The organism is Amycolatopsis sp. BJA-103 (assembly GCF_002849735.1).
GTDB lineage: Bacteria > Actinomycetota > Actinomycetes > Mycobacteriales > Pseudonocardiaceae > Amycolatopsis.
Genome location: NZ_CP017780.1, coordinates 5,751,904 through 5,774,002, shown reverse-complemented (window position 1 = coordinate 5,774,002; position 22,099 = coordinate 5,751,904). Strand labels below are relative to the sequence as shown.

General features: G+C 69.2%; 19 protein-coding genes. 12 read left to right on the top strand and 7 right to left on the bottom strand.

Going from position 1 to position 22,099, the window contains the following annotated elements:
- Positions 1-10: 10 nt before the first annotated feature.
- Both BKN51_RS25120 and BKN51_RS25115 read left to right on the top strand, forming a co-directional pair.
- Positions 11-583: a TetR/AcrR family transcriptional regulator gene (locus BKN51_RS25120; RefSeq protein WP_233222993.1), complete on the top strand. Its 573-nt coding sequence runs from the start codon at positions 11-13 to the stop codon at positions 581-583.
- Positions 580-1,953: an MFS transporter gene (locus BKN51_RS25115; RefSeq protein WP_101609958.1), complete on the top strand. Its 1,374-nt coding sequence runs from the start codon at positions 580-582 to the stop codon at positions 1,951-1,953. The genes BKN51_RS25120 and BKN51_RS25115 overlap by 4 nt, the downstream gene beginning before the upstream one ends.
- Here the strand turns inward: BKN51_RS25115 and BKN51_RS25110 are convergent.
- Entirely contained in the window at positions 1,950-3,185 is a 1,236-nt protein-coding gene (locus tag BKN51_RS25110) for a PQQ-dependent sugar dehydrogenase (RefSeq protein WP_101609956.1), read from the bottom strand. The two genes, BKN51_RS25115 and BKN51_RS25110, sit on opposite strands and share 4 nt — an antisense overlap.
- Positions 3,186-3,247: 62 nt before the next feature.
- On the opposite strand from BKN51_RS25110, the gene BKN51_RS25105 reads away from it, so the two are divergent.
- The 3 genes from BKN51_RS25105 (at position 3,248) to BKN51_RS25095 (ending at position 5,621) form a co-directional block, all read left to right on the top strand.
- On the top strand, positions 3,248-4,153 hold the full coding sequence (locus BKN51_RS25105) for a 2-hydroxyacid dehydrogenase (RefSeq protein WP_101613444.1): 906 nt from the start codon (positions 3,248-3,250) through the stop codon (positions 4,151-4,153).
- A gap of 32 nt (positions 4,154-4,185) precedes the next feature.
- Positions 4,186-5,010 carry a DUF72 domain-containing protein gene (locus tag BKN51_RS25100; protein WP_168214592.1) on the top strand — a complete coding sequence of 275 codons (825 nt, stop codon included), beginning with the start codon at positions 4,186-4,188 and terminating at the stop codon, positions 5,008-5,010.
- 68 nt (positions 5,011-5,078) lie between these two features.
- Complete coding sequence (locus BKN51_RS25095; RefSeq protein ID WP_101609952.1) at positions 5,079-5,621, top strand: DoxX family protein; 543 nt, start codon at positions 5,079-5,081, stop codon at positions 5,619-5,621.
- Between the two features lie 113 nt (positions 5,622-5,734).
- On the opposite strand, the gene ilvD is transcribed toward BKN51_RS25095, so the two are convergent.
- On the bottom strand, positions 5,735-7,579 hold the full coding sequence (gene ilvD, locus BKN51_RS25090) for a dihydroxy-acid dehydratase (protein WP_101609951.1): 1,845 nt from the start codon (positions 7,577-7,579) through the stop codon (positions 5,735-5,737).
- Positions 7,580-7,651: 72 nt separating this feature from the next.
- Positions 7,652-8,122, bottom strand: coding sequence for a PH domain-containing protein (locus BKN51_RS25085; protein ID WP_101609949.1), 471 nt, complete (start codon positions 8,120-8,122; stop codon positions 7,652-7,654).
- Between the two features lie 321 nt (positions 8,123-8,443).
- Between BKN51_RS25085 and BKN51_RS25080 the strand changes: the two genes are divergently transcribed.
- The 4 genes from BKN51_RS25080 (at position 8,444) to BKN51_RS25065 (ending at position 12,215) form a co-directional block, all read left to right on the top strand.
- Positions 8,444-10,318 (top strand): acetolactate synthase large subunit, encoded by a 1,875-nt coding sequence (locus BKN51_RS25080; protein WP_101609947.1) that lies wholly within the window; start codon positions 8,444-8,446, stop codon positions 10,316-10,318.
- Positions 10,315-10,821 carry an acetolactate synthase small subunit gene (ilvN, locus tag BKN51_RS25075; RefSeq protein ID WP_076162709.1) on the top strand — a complete coding sequence of 169 codons (507 nt, stop codon included), beginning with the start codon at positions 10,315-10,317 and terminating at the stop codon, positions 10,819-10,821. Before BKN51_RS25080 ends, ilvN begins: the two co-directional genes overlap by 4 nt.
- A gap of 41 nt (positions 10,822-10,862) precedes the next feature.
- Positions 10,863-11,876, top strand: coding sequence for a ketol-acid reductoisomerase (gene ilvC, locus BKN51_RS25070; protein WP_101609945.1), 1,014 nt, complete (start codon positions 10,863-10,865; stop codon positions 11,874-11,876).
- Positions 11,877-11,951: 75 nt separating this feature from the next.
- Positions 11,952-12,215, top strand: coding sequence for a DUF397 domain-containing protein (locus BKN51_RS25065; protein WP_101613443.1), 264 nt, complete (start codon positions 11,952-11,954; stop codon positions 12,213-12,215).
- On the opposite strand, the gene BKN51_RS25060 is transcribed toward BKN51_RS25065, so the two are convergent.
- The 4 genes from BKN51_RS25060 to BKN51_RS25045 form a co-directional block, all read right to left on the bottom strand.
- The gene (locus tag BKN51_RS25060) at positions 12,212-13,093 is read right to left on the bottom strand and encodes a nuclear transport factor 2 family protein (RefSeq protein WP_101609943.1); all 882 of its coding nucleotides are present in this window, start codon (positions 13,091-13,093) and stop codon (positions 12,212-12,214) included. The genes BKN51_RS25065 and BKN51_RS25060 overlap by 4 nt on opposite strands.
- A gap of 205 nt (positions 13,094-13,298) precedes the next feature.
- On the bottom strand, positions 13,299-14,255 hold the full coding sequence (locus BKN51_RS25055; protein WP_101609942.1) for an ankyrin repeat domain-containing protein: 957 nt from the start codon (positions 14,253-14,255) through the stop codon (positions 13,299-13,301).
- Positions 14,239-15,075: a TIGR03620 family F420-dependent LLM class oxidoreductase gene (locus BKN51_RS25050; RefSeq protein ID WP_101609941.1), complete on the bottom strand. Its 837-nt coding sequence runs from the start codon at positions 15,073-15,075 to the stop codon at positions 14,239-14,241. The genes BKN51_RS25055 and BKN51_RS25050 overlap by 17 nt, the downstream gene beginning before the upstream one ends.
- Complete coding sequence (locus tag BKN51_RS25045) at positions 15,072-15,980, bottom strand: TIGR03620 family F420-dependent LLM class oxidoreductase (RefSeq protein ID WP_101609939.1); 909 nt, start codon at positions 15,978-15,980, stop codon at positions 15,072-15,074. Before BKN51_RS25045 ends, BKN51_RS25050 begins: the two co-directional genes overlap by 4 nt.
- 95 nt (positions 15,981-16,075) lie before the next feature.
- On the opposite strand from BKN51_RS25045, the gene BKN51_RS25040 reads away from it, so the two are divergent.
- The 3 genes from BKN51_RS25040 to BKN51_RS25030 all read left to right on the top strand — a co-directional run bounded on the left by BKN51_RS25040 (position 16,076) and on the right by BKN51_RS25030 (position 22,044).
- The gene (locus BKN51_RS25040; protein WP_101609937.1) at positions 16,076-16,642 is read left to right on the top strand and encodes a TetR/AcrR family transcriptional regulator; all 567 of its coding nucleotides are present in this window, start codon (positions 16,076-16,078) and stop codon (positions 16,640-16,642) included.
- A 102-nt stretch (positions 16,643-16,744) separates the two neighbouring features.
- Positions 16,745-18,343 (top strand): phosphoglycerate dehydrogenase, encoded by a 1,599-nt coding sequence (gene serA / locus BKN51_RS25035; RefSeq protein ID WP_101609935.1) that lies wholly within the window; start codon positions 16,745-16,747, stop codon positions 18,341-18,343.
- 296 nt (positions 18,344-18,639) lie between these two features.
- Complete coding sequence (locus BKN51_RS25030; RefSeq protein WP_101609933.1) at positions 18,640-22,044, top strand: S8 family serine peptidase; 3,405 nt, start codon at positions 18,640-18,642, stop codon at positions 22,042-22,044.
- Positions 22,045-22,099 lie beyond the last annotated feature (55 nt).

The window sequence follows — 22,099 nt, the reverse complement described above, 5'->3', positions numbered from 1 at the left end:
ACCTCGCGGCATGGCTGAACGGATGAGCGGAACCGACCGGCGTGCCCAGGTGCTGGCCATCGCGGCGAAGGAGTTCGCGGAACACGGGTTGCACGGGGCGTCGACGGAGGCGATCGCGAGGGCGGCCGGGATCACCCAGGCGTATGTCTTCCGGATCTTCGGGACGAAGAAGGCCCTGTTCCTGGAGCTGGTCCAGGCCGCTTTCGCGCGCGTCAGCGACGGGATGCGAGACGCGGGCGAGGGGAAGACCGGCCTGGACGCGCTCTCGGCGATGGGCGCCCAGTACTTCGATTTGCTGGCCGATCGGACCGGGTTGTTGTTGCAGCTCCAGGGCTTCGCCGCTTGTGGCGACCCGGAGGTGCGGGACGTGGTGCGGTCGTGTTTCGCCCGGATGTGGGACACGGCCGAGGACGGCACCGGACTCGAACCGGTGACCGTGAAGACGTTCCTCGCCTTCGGGATGCTGCTGAACACCGGCGCCGCGATGGACGTCGAACAGGTCGAAGCGGACTGGGCCGAGGGGGTTCGCACCTGGATCCGGCCGGAGCTGTTCGCGCACATCACCACCGAGGCGAACCGGTGACCACCCGCGTGGACGGCGGGCTGAGCGTGGCGCTGGTCTGCACGGCGTTGTCGGGAGCGGTGATCGGCAGCGTCGGGGCGCCTCTCATCACGCCGGTCGCGACGGGGATGCACGTGTCCCTCGACGCCGCGCAGTGGACGTTGACGGTGACGTTGTTCAGCGGCGCGATCGCGGGCCCGGTGCTGGGCAGGCTCGGGGGCGGCCCGTACCGCCGGGTCACGATCCTGGCCACCCTGGCCCTGGTCATGGTGGGCGGGCTGCTGACGGTGCTCCCGCTGTCGTTCGCGGCGTTGCTGATCGGGCGAGCTCTGCAAGGGCTCGCTGTCGCGGCCGGAGCGCTGTTGATGAGCGTCGCCCGCGCTCACCTGCCTGCCGAACGTTCGGTGTCGACGATCGCCGCGATCTCGGTCGCGTCGACCGTGGGCATCGGCGTCGGTTACCCGCTGATCAGCCTGCTCGACCAGCTCGCGGGCCTGCGTGCCGCGTACGGACTCGGATTCCTCCTGTCCGCCGTCGCGCTGGCCATCGCCTGGCGGATCCTGCCCGTCGAGGAGCCCGGCGAGCTGCCCCGGATCGACGTCCCGGGTGCGCTGCTCCTCGCTCTCGGCACGCTCGGGATCCTTCTGGTCATCGCCGCCCCGTCGATCTGGGCGAACGCGTGGCTGGCCGGTGGCCTTCTCGCCGGTTCCGCCGCGGTGCTGGCGGTGTGGGCGTTCCTCGAACTGCGCACCAAGGCACCGCTGGTGGATCTTCGGCTGCTCGGCCAGGGGCCGATCCTCCGCGCGAACCTGGCGATACTCGTGGCCGGGGCCGGTTTGTACCTGCTGTTCAGCCTGTTCACCCGCTACGTGCAGACGCCCGGCGACGCCCGCTACGGATTCGCGCTTCCCGGTGTCGCCGCGGGTGCGGCCCTGATCCCGTTCTCACTGCTCGGATTCGCCGCGGGCAAAGCGGTGCCGCGGCTCAGCGCGCGCATCACCGAACGGTGGACGTACACGCTCTCGGTCGTGGTCGCCATGGCCGGTGCCCTGTTGTTCGCCGTCGGCAACGAGTCGCTCTTCCTCGTCCTCGCCGCGATCGCCGTCCTCGGCTTCGCCGTCGGAGGTGTCTTCGCGGTGATGCCCAAGCTCGTCCTCGTCGGTGTGCCCCGGGAAGAAACCGCCAGCGTGCTCTCGATCAACCAGATCGCCCGCAGCATGGGAATGAGCGTCGGCAGCGCGCTCGCGGGGTTCCTGCTCGCCGCGACCACTCCGGACGGCGCACTGCTCCCCACCCGGAACGGCTACCTCACCACGGCGCTCTGGGCGCTGCCCCTGCTCGCGGTCAGCGCGCTCATCGTCGCCGGAACCCCGCGCCGGGCGGCGTCCTAGTCCTTGCCGCTCCCGCCGGCGCTGGCCGCCGGGGTGATGATGACGAGGCGGTCGTCGCTCGAAACCGGTGTGCCGCCGTCCTTGTTGATCGTGCCGACCAGCGCTATCTGCGGGTTGATCATGCTCATCGAGGAGAGGCGGCCGAAGGTCTTCGGGGGTTTGCCGGTCTTGCCGTCCAGGGTGACGCTGGGCTTGCCGGTCACGGCGCCGTCCGGGGTGACCGGCAGATGCTGCAGGTTGCCCGCGATCGACGTCGCCACGGCCAGATAGCCGGAGGCGGCGACGAAGTCCGCGCATCCCGCGACGCCGGGCTTGTCCGGCCAGCTCCAGGCCGGGGTGGTCAGGGGCTGGCCCGCGCGAAGCCGGTGGAGGACGTCCTTGTCCGCCAGCCTGTCCGTCAGCCAAATGCGCGAACCGGCCTGGTCGCGGCAGATCGCGCCGGGGGAGTGCACGCCGGTGGAGAAGACCGCCGAGCCCGCGGTGGGATTGCCCGGCGCGGGTTTGCCGGAGGTGTCGACCCGCAGCACCTTCCCGGCCAGCGACGCCGGATCGGCGGCGAGTCCGGGGTTGCCCGCGTCGCCGGTGGCGACCAGGAGCGCGCCCTTGCCGTCGGTGCCGATCGCGCCGCGGTTGCCGGAGGCGCCCTTGGGGATGCCGGTCAGCACCGGTTTCGGCGCCTGGCCCTTCGCCAGCCGGACGAGCCGGTTGTCCGTCGGGGTGGTGATGTAGGCGAAGACGAGCTGGTCTTCGGCGAACCCGGGGGAGAGGGCGAGCGAGGTGAGGCCGCCGTCGCCGGAGCCGTCCACGGGGATGGTGGCCCAGGCGGCCGGGTCCTTCCCCGCGGCGGCGAGCAGAATGCGTCCGCTCTTGCGTTCGCCCGCGAGCGCGCTGGGCGCGGTGCCGTCGCCGGGGATCGCGGCCACGGCCGCGACGGTGTCCAGGCAGGTCGCGATGACGGCCTTGTCGAAGTCCTTGCAGCCCTGCGGCGGCGGAACCGGCGTCGGCGTCTGGTTCTGCCCGTTCCCCCGGCCGCCGGGACCGCCGGGGCCGGAATCGCCCGCGTCACCGCCGGGCCCGACCTGCGGCGGGGATTCGGGGGACGGCGGGTTGACCTGGGTGAACTTCTGCCCGGCCGCCGTGTTGTCGAAGTCGGCGCAGCCGGAGAGCAGCAGCGAGCCGCAGGCCAGCAGAGCCAGCGGCGCGGTCCATTTCCGCCGGTACCGGGTACGCACGGGGCCAGCCTAGGTGGGCGTGCGTGAGCCACGGGTAAGCGGCACTCGATACCGTGGCGATCATGACGGTAACCGTGCTCGTGCCCGACGAAGAGGGAGTGACCGCGCTTTCGGAGATCGAAGGCGTGCGCCCGGTGGTGTACCGCCGGGGAGAGCCGGTGCCCGCCGAAGCCGCCGGGGCCGAGGTCCTCGTGACCGGTGACCAGCCCAGCGAGGAACTGTGGCGCGAACTGCCGAACGTCAAACTCGTGCAGTTGCTGGTGGCCGGCGCCGAGGACTGGATCGGCAAGGTGCCGGACGGTGTCCTGCTCTCGACCTGCCGAGGCGCGCACGGCGGAAGCTCGGCCGAATGGGTCGTCGCGGTCCTCCTGGCGATCTACCGCGGTCTCGACGGTTTCGCCGACGGCCTGCGGCGGAAACACTGGGCCCGCCGGACCACCGACACCCTGCAGGGCAAGCGGGCCCTCGTCATCGGCGCCGGTGACCTCGGCAGGCATCTGCGACGGCGGCTGGACACGTTCGACGTGCGCTGCACGATGGTCGGCGCCACCGCTCGCGAGGGCGTGCACGGCGTCGGCGAACTCCCAGATCTGCTGCCCGACCACGACATCACGGTCCTGATGGTGCCGCTCACCCAGCACACCCAGGGTCTGGTCGACGCGGAGTTCCTGGCCGCGATGCCGGACGGGGCGATCCTCGTCAACGTTTCGCGGGGGCCGGTCGTCGTCACCGACGCGCTCGTCGCGGAACTCGCGTCGGGACGGTTACGTGCCGCCCTCGACGTCACCGATCCCGAGCCGTTGCCGGAGGGACATCCGCTGTGGGACGTGCCGGGGCTGCTGCTGACGCCGCACGTCGCGGGCGCGGTGAGCGGGAGGCGGCAGCGTGCCTACGCGGTGGTGGCCAGGGAACTGAGCCACTATCTGAGCGGAGAGCTGCCGAACAATCTGGTCCACGGCGAATACTGAGCATCATGGCGACACTGCATGTCGGCTGTGCGATGTGGACGCACAAGGCGTGGGCCGGGCGGTTCCTGGCGAAGTCGCTGCCCGCCGGGGAGCGCCTGCGGGCCTACGCCGGCTGGTGCAACGCCGTCGAGGGCAACACCACCTTCTACGCGACCCCCGCGCGGGACACCGTCGAAACGTGGGCGCGGCAGACCGGCCCCGGCTTCCGGTTCGTGGTCAAGCTGCCCAAGGTCGTCACGCACGAGCGACGGCTCGCCGGGGTCGAGACCGAGATGCGGGCGTTCCTGGACGCGATCGAACCCCTCGGCGAACGGGCGGTCCTGTGGACCCAGTTGCCCGCCTCGTTCGGCCCCTCGGACGTCGACGCCCTCGGCCGTTTCCTGCGCAGGCTGCCCGCCGGCCTCCGGCGTGCCGTCGAGGTGCGCCACCCCGAGTTTTACTCAGACGCCCGCTCGACGTCGCTGCTGGAGCGGACGCTCACCGACGCGGACGCCGAGTGGGTGCCGTTCGACACCATGGTCTTCTTCCGGAGCCCGCCGGTCAGTGAGGCCGAACAGGACGCCTGGGCCAAGAAACCCCGGCTGCCGCGGCGGACACGGGCGCTGACCGACCGGCCGATCGTCCGTTATCTGGGCCGGGACGCGACCGAGGAGACCGTCGAGGGATGGCGGCCGTGGACCGAGGTGGTCGCCGAATGGCTGCGCGCGGGCCGGTCGCCGACGGTCTTCGTGCACACCCCCGACAACGACGACGCCCCCGCGCTCGCCCGCCGGTTCCACGACGAGGTGCGCGCCCTGGTGCCCGGCCTCGACCCGCTGCCCGAGCCCGAACCGGTCGAACCCGCGACCCTGTTCTGAACCGCTGTGTCGCCTGACGGGCTTCTTTCGCCTACCCTTCGCGCGTGAGCGATGACTACCAGACCAGCATGATCTCGGACGTGGCCGACTCCGACAGCGGCCCTGGCCCGGCGGAGACCAGGGGCGGGATCGATCTCGGTCTGCTCGTCCTGCGAGTGGTGCTCGGCGTGACCATGGGCGCGCACGGGCTCCAGCACCTCTTCGGCGCCTTCGGCGGGCCCGGGGTCGGCGGCTTCGCCAGGGTGCTCGGCAACCTCGGCTACACCAGCCAGACCACGCTGCTCTCGTGGATCACCGGGATCAGCGAGGTACTCGGCGGCGCGCTCGTGCTGGTGGGCCTGTTCACCCCGGTCGGCGCGGCCGCGCTGCTCGGGGTCTGCGCGAACATCGTGTTCGTGAAGTTCAGTGGGGGGTTCTTCCAGAAGGAAGGGCAGGGCTTCGAGTTCGAGCTCCTGCTGGGCGCCGCTTCGCTGACCGTCCTGCTCGCGGGCTCGGGACGGATCGCGCTGGACGCCAACACGCCTTGGCGCAAGCGGCCGCTCTCGTTCGGGTTGATCGGGCTCCTGCTGGCCGCGGCGGCCTCGGTCGTGGTGATCGTGCTGTGCCGCTGACCCGCGTTTAGTCCTCTGGATGCGTTCGGGCGCGTGCAATGAAGGGGACTTTCATTGCAAAATCTGCAATGAAAGTCCCCTTCATAGCGTTTGGGGACCACGCAACAAGAGGACTACTTGCTCGGGTCCCGCACCGCGCCGGTGTCGGCGGAGGTGGCCATCCGCGCGTAGGCCCGCAGCGCGGCGGTGACCGGCCGCTCCCGCGAGACCGGCTGCCACGGCCGCTCGCTCGCGTCCATCTTCGCGCGCCGCTCGGCCAGCACGTCCGCGTCGACGAGCAGCTCGAGGCGGCGCTCGTGGACGTCGAGCAGGATGCGGTCGCCGTTCTGGACGAGGCCGATCGCCCCGCCCGCGGCGGCCTCGGGGGAGATGTGCCCGACCGAGATGCCCGACGAGCCACCGGAGAACCGGCCGTCGGTGATCAGCGCGCACTTCTTGCCGAGGCCGGAGCCCTTGAGGAACGCCGTCGGGTGCAGCATCTCCTGCATTCCCGGGCCGCCCGCCGGGCCTTCGTAGCGGATCACCAGCACCTCGCCGGGCTGGATCTCCTTCTTGAGGATGGCCGAAACCGCCTCCTCCTGGCTTTCCAGCACCCGGGCCGGGCCCTCGAAACGCCAGAGTTCCTCGTCGATGCCCGCGGACTTGATGACCGCGCCGTTCTCCGCGAGGTTGCCGCGCAGGATCGCGAGCCCGCCGTCCTTGGTGTAGGCGTGCTCGACGTCGTGGATGCAGCCGTCCGCGGCGTCGGTGTCCAAAGAGGACCAGCGGTTCTCGGTGGAGAACGCCTCCGTGGTCCGGACGCCACCGGGCGCCGCGTGGAACAGTTCGATCGCGCGCGCCGAAGGCTCCTCCGCGCGGATGTCCCAAGTGGACAGCCAAGACTCGATGTCCGGCGAGTGCACGGAGTGGACGTCGGTGTTCAGCAGCCCGCCGCGGTACAACTCACCGAGGATGGCCGGGATGCCACCGGCGCGGTGGACGTCTTCCATGTGGTAGTCCGAGTTCGGCGCGACCTTCGACAGGCATGGCACGCGGCGGCCGATGGCGTCGATGTCGTCGATGGTGAAGTCGACCTCGCCCTCCTGCGCGGCGGCGAGGACGTGCAGCACCGTGTTGGTCGAACCGCCCATCGCCATGTCGAGGGCCATCGCGTTCTCGAACGCCTTCTTCGACGCGATCGAGCGCGGGAGCGCGGACTCGTCGTCGTGGGAGTACCAGCGCTTGCACAGTTCGACGACCGTGCGCCCGGCGTCCTCGAACAGCGCCTTGCGGGCGGCGTGCGTCGCGAGGGTGGAGCCGTTGCCCGGCAGGGACAGCCCGAGCGCCTCGGTGAGACAGTTCATCGAGTTCGCGGTGAACATGCCCGAACACGAACCGCAGGTCGGGCAGGCCGAGCGCTCCACAATGGACAGCCCGTCCTCGTCGACCTCGCTGCTGGCCGAAGCGGCGATCGCGGTGATCAGGTCGGTCGGCGCCTGCGCGACCCCGCCGACGACCACGGCCTTCCCGGCCTCCATCGGCCCGCCGGAGACGAAGACCACCGGGATGTTCAGCCGCATCGCGGCGTTCAGCATGCCCGGGGTGATCTTGTCGCAGTTGGAGATGCAGACCAGCGCGTCGGCCTGGTGCGCGTTCACCATGTACTCGACGGAGTCCGCGATGATCTCGCGCGAGGGCAGCGAGTAGAGCATTCCGCTGTGCCCCATGGCGATCCCGTCGTCGACGGCGATCGTGTGGAACTCGCGGGCGACACCACCCGCCTCCTTCACCGCGCCCGCCACGATCTCGCCGAGGTCCTTGAGGTGCACGTGTCCCGGCACGAACTGGGTGTAGGAGTTCGCGATGGCGACGATCGGCTTGCCGAAGTCGCTGTCGGTCATCCCTGTGGCGCGCCAGAGCGAGCGGGCGCCCGCCGCGTTGCGGCCGTGGGTGGTGGTCCGGGAACGGAGTGGGGGCACGGCTTACTCCAAGGTTCGGGGTGGGACCAGGGCACTGCCGGGCGAACCGGCGCCAAACTGGTCCTACCAATCCTACTCCCCGGAGTCCGCGGTCTTTTCCGGCGTCGCCTCTTCGGCCTTGGCGACGTCGTCCGTGAGCCCGGAAGGATCGGCCATGTGCCCCGCGCTGACCAGCGAGATCACCGGAAGGTGGCGAGTGCGCACGGCCGGGAGGGCGACCTTGGTGTCGTCCTTCAGCACCGCCTGCACCTTCGCCTTGTCGGTGATGGCGAGCCCCTTGAGGGAGGACCACGGCAGGTCCCGGTGCCCGAACAGCGTGCGGACTTCCAGTCCCTCGGCCGTCGCGGTCGTGCGGGTCCGGATGACGAACACCGCCAGCGCGATCGGGAAGACGTAGAGCCACTGGAGGTACGGCACGTCGCCGAACGCGACAGGCGTCACACAAACGACGAGGAAAGCGATCGCCAACAGTGCCGTGTTCGGAATCTTGAAGACGGCTTTGGGAGCCTCGTTCGCCTGTTCCTGCTGCTTTTCTTCTACCACGTCAAAGATGGTGCACCGCGGCCTTCCGGACCCCGAACGCGGGTCGTGTAGTACCCCGACGGTGTCCAGCATGCGGAATCGCCGTCCCGCAGAGTTGACACTCTTGACGGCGACCGGCTAGCTTCACTCTCGTGACAACGCAGACCGGCCTCGTACTTCCCAAGCGCGTCGACGCTTAGGGAAGTCTCCGCTGCGTCGACGCGCGACCCTCGTGCGACCACTCCGGTCGGCGGGGGTTTTTTGTTGCCTGGAACAATTTCAACGCCGAACCAGCCAATGAATACCCGAACGAGTGACTAGACAAGACGAGGCAGACAAGCGATGACTAGTGCCACCTCGCGAGCTGAAGCGAACACCGGAACATCCGGGTCCCGACCCAAGCCGGCGCCGCCGGCCGGGACCCCCGTGCGGGTCACGGGCGCGCAGTCGCTCGTCCGCTCGCTCGAGGCGGTGGGCGCGGAAGTCGTGTTCGGTATTCCCGGCGGCACCATTCTCCCGGCGTACGACCCGTTGCTCGACTCGACGAAGGTCCGCCACGTCCTGGTCCGCCACGAACAGGGCGCGGGCCACGCCGCCACCGGATACGCGCAGGCGACCGGCAAGGTCGGGGTGTGCATGGCCACGTCGGGTCCCGGCGCGACCAACCTGGTCACCCCGCTCGCCGACGCGAACATGGACTCGGTCCCGGTGGTCGCCATCACCGGCCAGCAGTCCCGCGCGCTGATCGGCACGGACGCCTTCCAGGAAGCCGACATCTGCGGCATCACGATGCCGATCACCAAGCACAACTTCCTGGTCACCGACCCGGCGGACATCCCCCGCACCATCGCGGAGGCCTTCCACCTCGCCTCGACCGGCCGCCCCGGCCCGGTCCTGGTGGACATCCCCAAGGACGTCCTGCAGGAGATGACCTCCTTCTCCTGGCCGACGGAGCTGCGGCTGCCGGGCTACCGGCCCACGCTGCGCCCGCACGGCAAGCAGGTCCGCGAGGCCGCCCGGCTGATCAGCAAGTCGCGGCGCCCGGTCCTCTACGTCGGCGGTGGCGTGATCAAGGCCGACGCCTCGCGCCAGCTGATGGAACTGGCCGAGCTGACCGGGATCCCGGTCGTCACCACGCTGATGGCCCGCGGCGCGTTCCCCGACTCGCACCCGCAGCACCTCGGTATGCCGGGCATGCACGGCACGGTCTCCGCGGTCGCCGCGATGCAGCGGGCGGATCTGCTGATCGCGCTCGGCGCCCGTTTCGACGACCGCGTCACCGGGCAGCTGTCCTCCTTCGCGCCGGGCGCCGCCATCGTCCACGCCGACATCGACCCGGCCGAGATCTCCAAGAACCGCAAGGCGGACGTGCCGATCGTCGGCGACTGCGCGGAGATCATCACCGAGCTGATCGAGGCCGTCCGCGCCGAGACCGACAAGTCCGCGAAGCCAGATCTGCAGGACTGGTGGACGCAGGTCCGCTCCTGGCGCGACGACTACCCGGCCGGCTACGAGTGGCCCGAGGACGGGACGCTTTCCCCGCAGTACGTCATCGAGCGCATCGGCTCGCTCGTCGGCCCGGACGCGGTCTACACCGCGGGCGTCGGCCAGCACCAGATGTGGGCCGCGCAGTTCGTGAAGTACGAGAACCCGCGCACCTGGATCAATTCCGGCGGCCTCGGCACGATGGGCTTCGCCGTCCCGGCCGCGATGGGCGCCAAGTTCGGCGTCCCGGACAAGCAGGTCTGGGCCATCGACGGCGACGGCTGTTTCCAGATGACGAACCAGGAACTGGCCACCTGCGCCATCGAAGGCGCGCCCATCAAGGTCGCCGTCATCAACAACGGAAACCTGGGCATGGTCCGCCAGTGGCAGAACCTCTTCTACTCGGAGCGGTACTCCAACACCGATCTCGGTACCCACAAGCACCGCATCCCCGACTTCACCCTGCTCGCGGAGGCACTCGGCTGCGCCGGGCTCCGCTGCGAGACCAAGGAAGACGTCGACGCCACCATCCGGCGCGCCATGGAGATCAACGACCGCCCCGTCGTGATCGATTTCGTGGTGGGGAAGGATGCGCAGGTGTGGCCCATGGTGGCCGCGGGCACCGGTAACGACGAAATCATGTCCGTGCGCGGGATCCGCCCGCTCTTCGACGACGACGAAGTCGCCGCAGAGGCGGAGATCAACGCCGCGGCAGAAGGAGACGCGCGATGAGCGTGCACACCCTGAGCGTTCTGGTGGAGAACAAACCCGGTGTCCTCGCGCGGGTTTCCGGACTGTTCTCCCGGCGTGGTTTCAACATCGAATCCCTCGCCGTCGGGCCCACGGAAAATCCCGAGGTGTCCCGGATGACGATCGTGGTCGCCGTCGAAGAGCTACCGCTCGAACAGGTGACCAAACAGCTCAACAAGCTGGTCAACGTCATCAAGATCGTGGAATTGGAAAAATCCACAGCCGTGCAGCGCGAACTGCTGCTCGTCAAGGTCCGGGCCGACGCCACCGTGCGCAGCCAGGTCCTCGAGACGGTGCAGCTCTTCCGCGCGAAAGTGGTGGATGTGTCCCCCGAGGCGCTCACCGTCGAAGCCACCGGTACCTCGGACAAGATCGGTGCCCTGCTGCGGATGCTGGAGCCCTATGGCATCCGTGAACTGGTCCAGTCCGGAATGGTCGCGGTCGGCCGTGGCGCCCGATCCATTACCGCCACCTCAGCTCGATAAAGAACTTTTGTTGTAGGTCAGGAAAGGAAGTAGTACCCCTCATGGCAGTGGAAATCTTTTACGACGACGACGCGGACCTTTCGATCATCCAGGGTCGCAAGGTCGCCGTGATCGGCTACGGCAGCCAGGGCCACGCGCACTCGCTCAGCCTGCGCGACTCCGGCGTCGACGTCCGCGTCGGCCTGCCCGAGGGCTCGAAGTCGCGGGCCAAGGCCGAGGAGCAGGGTCTCCGCGTGCTCACCCCGGCCGAGGCCAGCGCCGAAGCCGACCTGATCATGATCCTCGCGCCGGACACCAAGCAGCGCGCGATCTACGAGAAGGACATCGAGCCGAACCTCAAGGAGGGCGACGCGCTCTTCTTCGGTCACGGCTTCAACATCCGCTACGACCTGATCAAGCCGCCGTCGAACGTCGACGTCGCCATGGTCGCGCCGAAGGGCCCGGGCCACCTGGTCCGCCGCCAGTTCGTCGACGGCAAGGGCGTCCCGGCGCTCATCGCGGTCGAGCAGGACGCCTCCGGCAACGCGCAGGCGCTCGCGCTGTCCTACGCCGCCGCCATCGGTGGCGCCCGCGCCGGGGTCATCAAGACGACCTTCACCGAGGAGACCGAGACCGACCTCTTCGGCGAGCAGGCCGTCCTCTGCGGTGGCGCCTCCGCGCTGGTGCAGACCGGTTTCGAGGTGCTCACCGAGGCCGGCTACGCCCCGGAGATCGCCTACTTCGAGGTGCTGCACGAGCTGAAGCTGATCGTCGACCTCATGTACGAGGGCGGCATCGCGCGTCAGCGCTACTCGATCTCCGACACCGCCGAGTACGGCGACCTGACCCGCGGCCCGCGCGTCATCTCGCCGGCGGTCAAGGAAGAGATGAAGAAGATCCTCGGTGAGATCCAGGACGGCACCTTCGCCCGCGAATGGGTCGCCGAGGACGAGGCCGGACGGCCGAACTTCACCAAGCTCGAGGAGCAGGGCAACCAGCACCCGATCGAGGAGACCGGCAAGAAGCTGCGCGACCTGATGTCGTGGGTGGACCGGCCGATCACCGAAACCGCCTAGGTTTCGCCGCGAAGGGGCCCTTCCTGGTGAAGGGCCCCTTCGTTTTGCGCGCCTGAAAGGGATACCGTGGGCACCATGAGTGAGCAGCCGGTGGACGACAAAGCCCACATCCGGCCCGAGCTGGACTTGACCGAAGTGACGTGGATCCGGGCGGAACCGGAAGGCGCGAACCTCGAAGACTGCGTCGAGTACGCGTTGGTGCCGCACGAAGACGGTGTCACCTACACCGCGATGCGCCAGTCCTCGGATCCGGACGGTCACGTCCTCGTGTTCACCCCGAGGGAATGGGACGCCTTCTTGAAAGGCGTCGCGGACGGCGAATTCGACCTTCCCGCTTAGACGAGCGCGAACAGTTCCTTCAGTCGTCCGGTGGCGGCCGCGACGGCGAGATGGTCGGCGTAGTCACGGGATTCGACGATCAGCCCGTCGCGCACGCGCAGCACGAAGATGTTGGAGACCCGGAATTCCGGGCTGCCTCCCGCCGTGCCCTGATAATCGAACTCGCCGATCACGACCTCGGGGTCGAGGGTTTCGTGGATCACCAGATCGCGGACCTGGAACCGGACCTCGTGCTGCTCGCCGAACTTGAAGTGCTCGTGCAGGTCTTCCCTGGTCTCCAGGGTCTTCGCCCCGGGCAGGAACGGGTGCGTCACGTGGGTTTTCCCGGCGTAGAGCGCTGACAACTCACCCCACTTGCCGTCCGCGACGCCGTGGACGAGCCGCTCGAACACCCCGCGCGGACTCTTCGGATCCGCCGTCGACACCGGACGCGGCGGAACCGGCGTGATTTCCCGCTCCGCGGTTTCGTAGCTCTTTTCGAGGTCCTCCAGACCGTCGCGTGCCGCGGTCAGGCGCAGGTAGTCGTGGTAATCGCGGGAGTGGGCGATGAGCCCGTCGCGGACCCGGAGGAGCTGGATATTGGCGATGTCGAAGGACTTCCCGGTGTCGAGCGCCTCGCCGACGTTGCGGTACTCGGCGATGATCACCTCCGGGTCGGTTGTCCCGTGAATCAGGACATCTGCCCTGCTCATGCGCACGTTGATTCCTCCGCCGAAGTTCTTGCGAAGGGTTTCGCGGCCCTCGAAGCGGGCCGGCACGGGTGGGCGCTGCGGGTTCTCGACGACGGCGTCTTCCGCGTAGAGCGCGAAAAGGTCTTCCCAGCGTCCGGCGGTGATGCCTTCGGACAGCTCGTCGAAGACTTCGCGGGGTGTGGTCATTGAGGTCTCCCAGTCAGACAAAAACGGAGTCTGTAGTCCGTCTTCGACGATACGGACTGTAGACTCCACTTGTCCACCTTGCGCTGCAGCACGGGCGACAGGGGCGGCTGGAGCGGCTGGGGGGTGCTATGAAAGGCCCGTTACTTGCAAAATTTGCAAGTAACGGGCCTTTCATAGCACTTGGGGCACCCCACGCCCGCCGACCTCAGGCTCCCCGCAGTACCGTCAGGATCTCCCGTTGCTCGAAGTGCTCCGCCCACCCCAAGGCCGACGACGAGTACAAAGAGTCCTCAAGGGACACGTCCGCCCCCACTGCCAGCAAGGCGCGGACCGCGTCCACGTGCCCGCCCTGCACGGCCAGGTGCAGCGCCGTGACACCTTCCCCGTGGGAGAGCCCGCCGAAGGTGCCCTGCCGGTTCACCGAAGCCCCGAGTTCGGCCAAGGTCCCGATCACCGAAGCCTTCCCCTGGGCGGCGGCCCACGTCAGCGCGGTCCCGCGATAGACGTCGGCGTCCACGTCGGCTCCCCGTTCCACCAGCGTGCGGACAGCCGAAGAGCGGTCGTTCCGCGCGGCCCACGTAAGCGCCTCGTTGACGATCTCGGCCGGATCGTCGCTCGGCCGCCATTCCGGGAAACCGCTGTGCGGCCGGTGGAACTCGCGGTGCGCGCCCGCCTCGGGGGAAAGCGTGCCGTCCGGCGCGATCAGCGCGTCGAGCAGGTCCGTGTGTCCCAGACCGGCGGCGACGCGCAGGTTCCCGGGGGCCAGGCTGTGCGCGGCCAGCGCCTCGGCGGCCTCGCGGTGGCCCCAGAACAGCGCGGCCACCAGCGGTGTCCCGCCGTCGCCGCGGGCGGGAACGTCGACCGGGGCGCCCGCGTCGAGCAGCATCGTGACCAGCAGCGGCAGCCCGACATACCCGGCCTGGTGCAACGCGGTCCAGCCGTGCACGTTGGCCGACGCCGGATCCGCCCCGTGGTCGAGCAGGATCCGGCACAGCCGCTCGTCGCGGGTCGCGACGGCCATGCCGAGCAGGTCGTTCCCGTTCTTCCCGTGTGCGTGGACGAGCGTGGGCAGGTCGCCGATCAGGCGCGCGAGCCCGGCGAGGTCCTGCGCGTCGATCAGTTCACGCGCGTTCTCGAAAGCCAGTTCAGCCGGTGACGTCACGCTTCCGCACGCTACCCGCGACCCCCGACAAAAGCCGCCATTCCGGCAGCGGGATCCGTTCGTCCTCGGTCAGGACCTGAAGGCAGACATGATCCGCGCCCGCGTCCAGATGTGCTTGGATCCGGGCGGAAATCTCGTCCTCCCCGACGGCGACCAGCGCGTCGACGAGGCGATTCGAGCCGTAGTCCTTCTCGGTGAAGCCGAACCGCCGCAGATTCGCCTGATGGTGGGCCGCCAGCTCCAGGTACATCGACACGTGCCGCCGGGCGATCTCCCGATCCGCGCCCAGAACCACGGCCTGTTCGACGGCCAGGTAAGCCGAAGGACCCATGATTTCCCGGGCGCGAGCGGTGTGCTCGACCGGGACGAAGTACGGGTGCGCCCCGTCGGCCCGTTCCGCGGCCAACGAAAGCATCTTCGGCCCCAGCGCGGCCAGCAGCCGCCGGTGCGGGGAGTCCGGTGTGGACAGTTCGGTCCCGTCCATTCCGTCGAGGTATCCGCGCATCGCTTCCAGCGGTTTCGTGCCCCGTCGGTGCCCGCCCAGGCCGAGGACGAACCGGCCGGGATAGGCCTCGGCGAGGGTCCGCCCGGCGGCCGCGGCGGTCGCCGGTTCCCGCTGGTCGAAACGCGCGATCCCGGTGGCGACCGTCAGCCGGGACGTCGCCGCCAGCAGCAGGCCCGCTTGAGTGAACGCCTCCCTGCCCAGGTACTCCCCGAACCACACCGCGTCGAAGCCGAGTTCTTCGATCTCCGAGGCCGCGTCGCGGACCGCGCCGATTTCCTTGCCGTCGAAGGAGAACGTCCAGATCCCGACGCTCATCGGGTCACCTCCGCCAGCGCCGGTGCCAGTCGTTCCAGCTGATCCACGATGACGTCCAGGCTGTCGCCGACCGGGTTGACGAGCACGGTGTCCGCGCCCGCGTCGACGAGTTCCTTGATCCGCCGCGCGATCTTCTCCTCGTCGCCCCACGCGGTCAGCCCGTCGACGAGCCGGTCGCTGACGCCGTCGATGTCCGCATCGGTGTAGCCCAGGCGTTTCCAGCCCTTGATGTAGTGCGGGATGCCGTACTGCTTCAGCAGTTCGATGGTCTTCGCGATGTTCGCCCGCGCTTCCTCCCGGCCGCCGAGCAGGACCGGATGCTCCGGGATGAGCAGCTTGTCCGGCCCGACGATCTCGCGGGCGTACGGCGTGTGTTCGAAGGGCTGCGCGAACGGGTGCGCGCCGTCCGTCAGCTCCCTCGCGAGTTCGAGCATCTTCGGGCCGACAGCGGCGAGAACGCGCGGAAACGGGACCGGTGAAGGGAATTCGGCCTCCGCGGCGGCCATGGCTTCGAGGTACTCACGGGTCTGTCCGAGCGGCCGGTAGTCCGCACCGGACTTCGTCGCCTGGAAGGCGTGGCCGATGCCGACACCGAGCACGAACCGGCCGGGGAAGGCGTGCGCGAGTGCTCGCCCGCCGGCCTGGGCGGTGTACCCGGGGCGTGACCAGATGTTGGCGATCCCGGTGCCGATCACCACCCGTTCGGTGGAGGCGAGCGCGACGCCGCTGTGGGCGAACAGCTCCCGGGCCGCCGGTCCCTCGCCCGCCCATACGGTGCGATATCCCAGCTCTTCCAGTCGCCGTAGTGCCTTCAGTTCTTCTTCGGGTGACGGCTTGAGCATGCCGAGCGGCAGCCAGACGCCCACCGGTCCCAGCAGGTCGCGGGTCTCTTCGATCAGGTTCACTTCGGTCTCTCCAGCTAACATGAGGCAGCCTCCGGTTACCTGGCCGACTATACGGAGGCTGCCTCCGATTTGTCGAGACTAGGCTCGGGAGTGCGATGGACACCGAGAAGAAACCGCTGCGCGCGGATGCCCGGCGCAACTACGAGCGCCTCGTCGAGGAGGCGAAGCGTGCCTTCGCCGCGCGCGGGGTCGAGGCCTCGCTGGAGGACATCGCCCGCAATGCCGGTGTCGGCATCGGGACGCTCTACCGGCACTTCCCGACCCGCGAGGCGCTGGTCGAGACGGTGCTTCGCGAGCGGTTCGACGGTCAGGCCGTGGCGGCCCGCGAACTCCTGGGCTCGCCGGAGCCGTTGAGCGCGCTCAAGACCTGGCTCGCCGGGATGGGCAGGCAGTCGGCGAGCTACCGCGGGCTACCCGAACTGATGGTCGACGTCCTCGACGACGAGGCCTCGCCGCTGTATGCCTCGTGTCACGCCATGCGGGACGCTGTGTCCCAGCTGGTGGAACGGGCGAAGGCCTCGGGGGAGCTGAGGGCGGACGTCACAGCGCACGAGTTGCTGGTGCTGCTGCACGCGCTTTCCTGGGCCAGTGAACATCTTTCGGGTGACAAGGGCCTCGAACGGCTCCTCGAACTCGTTTTCGCCGGATTACGGGCGAGTTAACAATCCCCTGTCACCAGGTCTAAACTGCGGCGCAACCGGGCACAACGGCGTGACCGAACAACCGTGAGTCGCAGGCACAGACCAGATAGTGGGAGCCGTATCGTGACCAAGCCGAACAAGCCCGTCGTCCTCATCGCCGAGAAGCTCGCGCCTTCCGTGTTGAGCGTGTTCTCCGACGAGGTCGAGGTCCAGCATGTGGACGGCACGGACCGTCCCGCGCTGCTCGAAGCCGTGAAGACGGCGGACGCGCTGCTCGTGCGGTCCGCGACCAAGGTCGACGCCGAGGTCCTCGCCGCCACCACCTCGCTCAAGGTGGTCGCCCGCGCCGGCGTCGGGCTGGACAACGTCGAGGTCCCCGCCGCCACCGAACGCGGTGTGCTGGTGGTCAACGCGCCGACGTCGAACATCGTCTCCGCCGCCGAGCACGCCGTCGCGCTGCTGCTCGCGGTCGCCCGCCGGGTCCCGGCCGCGGACCAGAGCCTCCAGGGCGGCGCGTGGAAGCGCAGCAGCTACTCGGGCATCGAGATCCAGGGCAAGACCGTCGGCGTGGTCGGCCTCGGCAAGATCGGCCAGCTGTTCGCGCAGCGCCTCGCCGCGTTCGACACCAAGCTCATCGCCTACGACCCCTACGTCTCGGCCGCCCGCGCCGCGCAGCTCGGCATCGAGCTGGTCACGCTGGACGAGCTGCTGGAGCGCGCCGACGCGATCTCCATCCACCTGCCGAAGACCCCGGAGACCAAGGGCCTGATCGGCGCCGAGGCGCTCAAGAAGGTCAAGCAGGGCGTCATCATCGTCAACGCCGCTCGCGGTGGCCTGATCGACGAGCAGGCGCTGGCGGACGTGGTGAGCTCCGGCCACGTCGGCGGCGCCGGGATCGACGTGTTCGTCACCGAGCCCACCACCGAGAGCCCGCTGTTCGGCCTGCCGAACGTCGTCGTCACGCCGCACCTCGGCGCGTCGACCGCCGAGGCGCAGGACCGCGCGGGCACCGACGTCGCGAAGTCCGTGCTGCTCGCGCTGCGCGGCGACTTCGTGCCGGACGCGGTGAACGTCGCGGGCGGCGGCACGGTCGGCGAGCACGTGCGGCCGTACCTCTCGCTCACCCAGAAGCTCGGCACCGTGCTGACCGCGCTCAACCCGAAGGCGCCGACCTCGGTCACCGTCGTGGTCAAGGGCGAACTGTCCACCGAGGACGTCAGCGTGCTGCCGCTCGCGGCCGAGCGCGGCGTGTTCGCCGGCGTCGTCGAGGATCAGGTCACCTTCGTGAACGCGCCGCGCGTGGCGGAGGAGCTGGGGGTCCAGGTCGACCTGGTCACCGAGACCGAGAGCCCCAAGTTCCGCAGCCTGGTCACCGTCCGCGCGGTCTACGACGACGGCGCGACCCTTTCGGTGTCCGGTTCGGTCACCGGCAAGGACGACGTCGAGAAGCTGGTCGAGGTCAACGGCCGCCACTTCGACCTGCGTGCCGAGGGCAACGTGCTGCTGCTCGAGTACCCCGACCGCCCGGGCATCATGGGCCGCGTCGGCACGCTGCTCGGCGAGGCTGGCATCAACATCGAGGCCGCGCAGATCAGCCAGACCACCGACGGCGCGGACGCGGTGATGCTGCTGCGGGTGGACCGCTCGGTGGACTCGCACCTGCTGGAGCCGATCGGCGCCACCGTCGGTGCCCACACGATCCGTGCGGTCAACTTCGGCTGACCTGGAAAGCCCGACAAACGAAAGCCGCGTCTCCGGACGCGGCTTTCGTTATATGGCAACATGTTACCGGCGTTACAAGAATACTTTTCGCCAGTAGTCACGGCGTTGCGAAGAGCAAGATTCAATAACGGTGAAAAATGCCTACTGAAGTCGTGCTGGTCCCCGGATAGGTTTCTCCGGCGAGGCCGAACCATCGCGCCGTCAAGGGCACGGCGCGGCGCCGGGGCTCACCGTCGGGGGTGTGTTCGAGCGGCAGGCAGGTTCCGAGTCTAGGCCTCGAGTGAGGGCACTTACTCATGAACAGATCCCGCGTACCCCGGTGGGCCATCCGCTCATCGGCCGCGGTCTTCGCCGCGTTGCTCGCGACGTCCGTGACCGGGGCGACCGCAGCCGCACAGGATGTCCCCCTCGCGGACGGCGTCACGCCGGCGAAGATCGACCGTAATGGATTCCAGGGGAAGGTCGAGCCGAAGCTCAAGGCCGCCCAAGGGCAGATCACCGCTTTCGTCGAGCTGGCCAAGCAGCCCGCCGTCGACGCCTTCAACGCCGAGCAGAACAAGGGTGCCGGCAAGGAGAAGGCCAAGAAGGCGGCGAAGGACGCCAAGGCCAACACCGCCGCGACGGTGAACTCCGTCGTCGGCCAGCTCAAGGCCGCCGACGCCGGGACCCAGCTGGTCACCCAGACCTCCAACGCGGTCGCCGGCGCGGTCGTCACGGCCGACGCGGCGAAGATCCGCGAGCTGGCGAAGCGGCCGGACGTCGTCTCGGTCAAGAAGGTCGTGCCGAAGACCCGCACCAACTCCAGCGCGGTCCAGCTCACCAACACGCTCGCCTCGTGGCAGCAGACCGGCCGCTACGGCGACGGCATCCGCGTCGGCGTGATCGACGACGGCATCGACTACACCCACGCCGACTTCGGTGGTCCGGGTACGGCCGCGGCCTACAACGCGATCAACCGTGACCAGGCCACCCCGGCCTTCCCGACCGACAAGGTCGTCGGCGGTATCGACCTGGTCGGCGACGCCTACGACTCGGGCAGCAGCGACCCGGCCCTCAAGACCCCGAAGCCGGACCCCAACCCGCTCTCCTGCGGCCACCACGGCACGCACGTCGCGGGCACGGTCGCCGGTTTCGGTGTGGACGAAGCGGGCAAGACCTTCACCGGCGACTACAAGAAGCTGAACAAGAAGAAGATCGAAGCGATGCAGATCGGCCCGGGCACCGCGCCCAAGGCCCTGCTGTACGCGATCAAGGTCTTCGGCTGCGACGGCTCGACCAACGTCACCTCGCAGGCGCTCGACTGGTCGCTCGACCCGGACGGTGACGGCGACTTCACCGACCACCTCGACGTCGTCAACCTTTCGCTGGGCGGCGACTTCGCCACCCCGGACGACCCGGACTCGCTGTTCGTGCGCAAGATCGCCGCGAACAACGTCGTCCCGGTGTTCTCCGCGGGCAACGGCGGCGACCTCAACGACGTCGGCGGCGCGCCGGGCAACACGCCCGAGGCGCTGACCGTCGCCAGCAGCCGCGACGCCTCCGTCCTCCGTGACGCCGTCGAGGCCGTGGCCCCCGCCGGGGTCAAGGGCGCGAAGACCGGCCAGTTCAGCCAGAACTACGCGACCTACGACACGCTCGACGTCACCGCGCCGGTGGTCAAGCTGTCCGCCGCCAACGCGGCCGGGTGCAACCCGTACTCCGCCGCCGACAAGGCGGCCGCCGCGGGCAAGATCGTCTGGCTCGAATGGGACGACAACGACGCGACCCGCGCGTGCGGTTCGGGCGCCCGCTCGAACAACGCGCAGGCCGCCGGTGCCAAGGGCGCGCTGTTCTCCTCCACCCTGGAGCACTTCTCGGCCGGGATCGCGGGCAACGCCGCCACCCCGACGTTCCAGCTCACCGGCAGCGCGACCGCGTCGCTCCGCCCGGCGCTGAACGCGGGCACGCTGCAGGTCCGCATGACGGGCAAGGGCCGCGTGTCCGTGCCGACCAGTGACCAGTCCATTGTGGACACCCCGAGCTCGTTCACCTCGCGTGGCGGTCGCGGCCCGGCCAGCAAGCCGGACGTCTCCGCGCCCGGTGACTCGATCTCGTCCGCGCTCAGCGGAAGCGGGGCGGGCCGCCTGGTCATCTCCGGGACGTCGATGGCCGCTCCGCACACTTCGGGTATCACCGCCCTGATCCGTCAGGCGCACCCGGACTGGTCGGTCGAGGAGGTCAAGGCCTCGGTCATCAACACCGCCGGTCACGACATCCACGATGCTTCGGGCCGCACCTACGGTCCGCAGCGCGTCGGCAGCGGCCGGATCGACGCGAAGGCCGCGCTGGACAACCAGGTCCTGGCCTACGTCGTCGACAACCCCGGCTTCGTCTCGGTCAACTTCGGCGTCGTCGAAGCGGGCGGCCCGGTCACCCTGACCAAGACGGTCAAGGTGGTCAACAAGGGCATCAAGCCGGTCGAGTACTCGGTGGGCTACGAAGCCGTGAACGCGCTCCCCGGTGTCGAGTACACAGTGGACAAGCCGACCGTGAAGCTGAGCCCGCGCGGCGTCGCGCTGGTCAAGGTCACCCTGAAGATCGCCGACCCCAAGGCGCTCCGCAAGGTCATCGACCCGACCATGGCGACCACGCAGGTCGGCCTCGCCCGGCAGTTCGTGGCGGACGCCTCCGGCCGGATCGCGTTCACCCCGAAGAGCGGCACGACTGTTCCGCTGCGGCTCTCCGTGTACTCCGCGCCGAAGCCCGTCTCGTCCATCAACACCCCGGGCGCGGTGACCTTCGGCAACGGCCAGAACCAGGCCGTGCTGAACCTGACCGGCAAGGGCGTGGACCAGGGCAACGGTTCGCAGCGGTACCGCTCGCTGATCAGCGTGCTCGAACTGCAGGCGGAATCCCCGCAGCTGCCCGAGTGCGACGGCGACGTCACCACCGACTGCACGCTGAACCAGACCGCCAAGGGTGGTGACCTGCGCTACGTCGGCGCGGCGTCCACGGCCCCGCTGGCCAAGGCGCAGGGTGAGCCGGAGAACGCGTTGCTGGCCTTCGGTCTCACCACCTGGAGCGACCTGGCCAACCTGGGAAGCAACACCTCGCCGTTCGTGGACATCGACACCACGGGCGACGGGCAGCCGGACTTCGAGACCTATGTCACCAAGGTGACCGCGACCGACGTCCTGGTCGCCGTCACGGTGGCGCTGAAGCCGGGCTTCCCGCAGGTGGACATCCAGCCGGTCAACGGCCAGCTCGGCGACGTCGACACGAACGTGTACGACACCAACGTCGTCGTGCTGCCGGTGAGCATCGCCGCGCTGGGCATCGACCCGAACGCCGCGTCGCACAAGATCAGCTACACGGTCGGGACCTCCGGGTTCTACGCGGCGCCGGGTGCGGACTCGTCGACGATCGACTACGTCGGCACGCCGCTCTCGTTCGACGCCTTGGCTCCCGCGTACACGGTCCAGGGCGGCGGCGACTCCGCGCTGGGCTACGTCGCGAAGCCGGGCACGGCGCTGGTGGTCAACCGCAACACGGCCGCGCAGGACACCGTCCTCGGCCTGCTGGCGATCGATCACCACAACGCCTCGGGCAACCGGGCGAGCGTGGTGAAGATCCAGGCGAACGCCGGAAACGGCAACGCGGGCGCCGACCGGCCGGGCAACGGCGGACGGCACACCGGACGTCAGCCGATCGGTGTCGGCTGACGCGGTAGTGCGGTAACCCGCGTTCGATGAGGTGAGGGACGCCCTGGCGGCATGC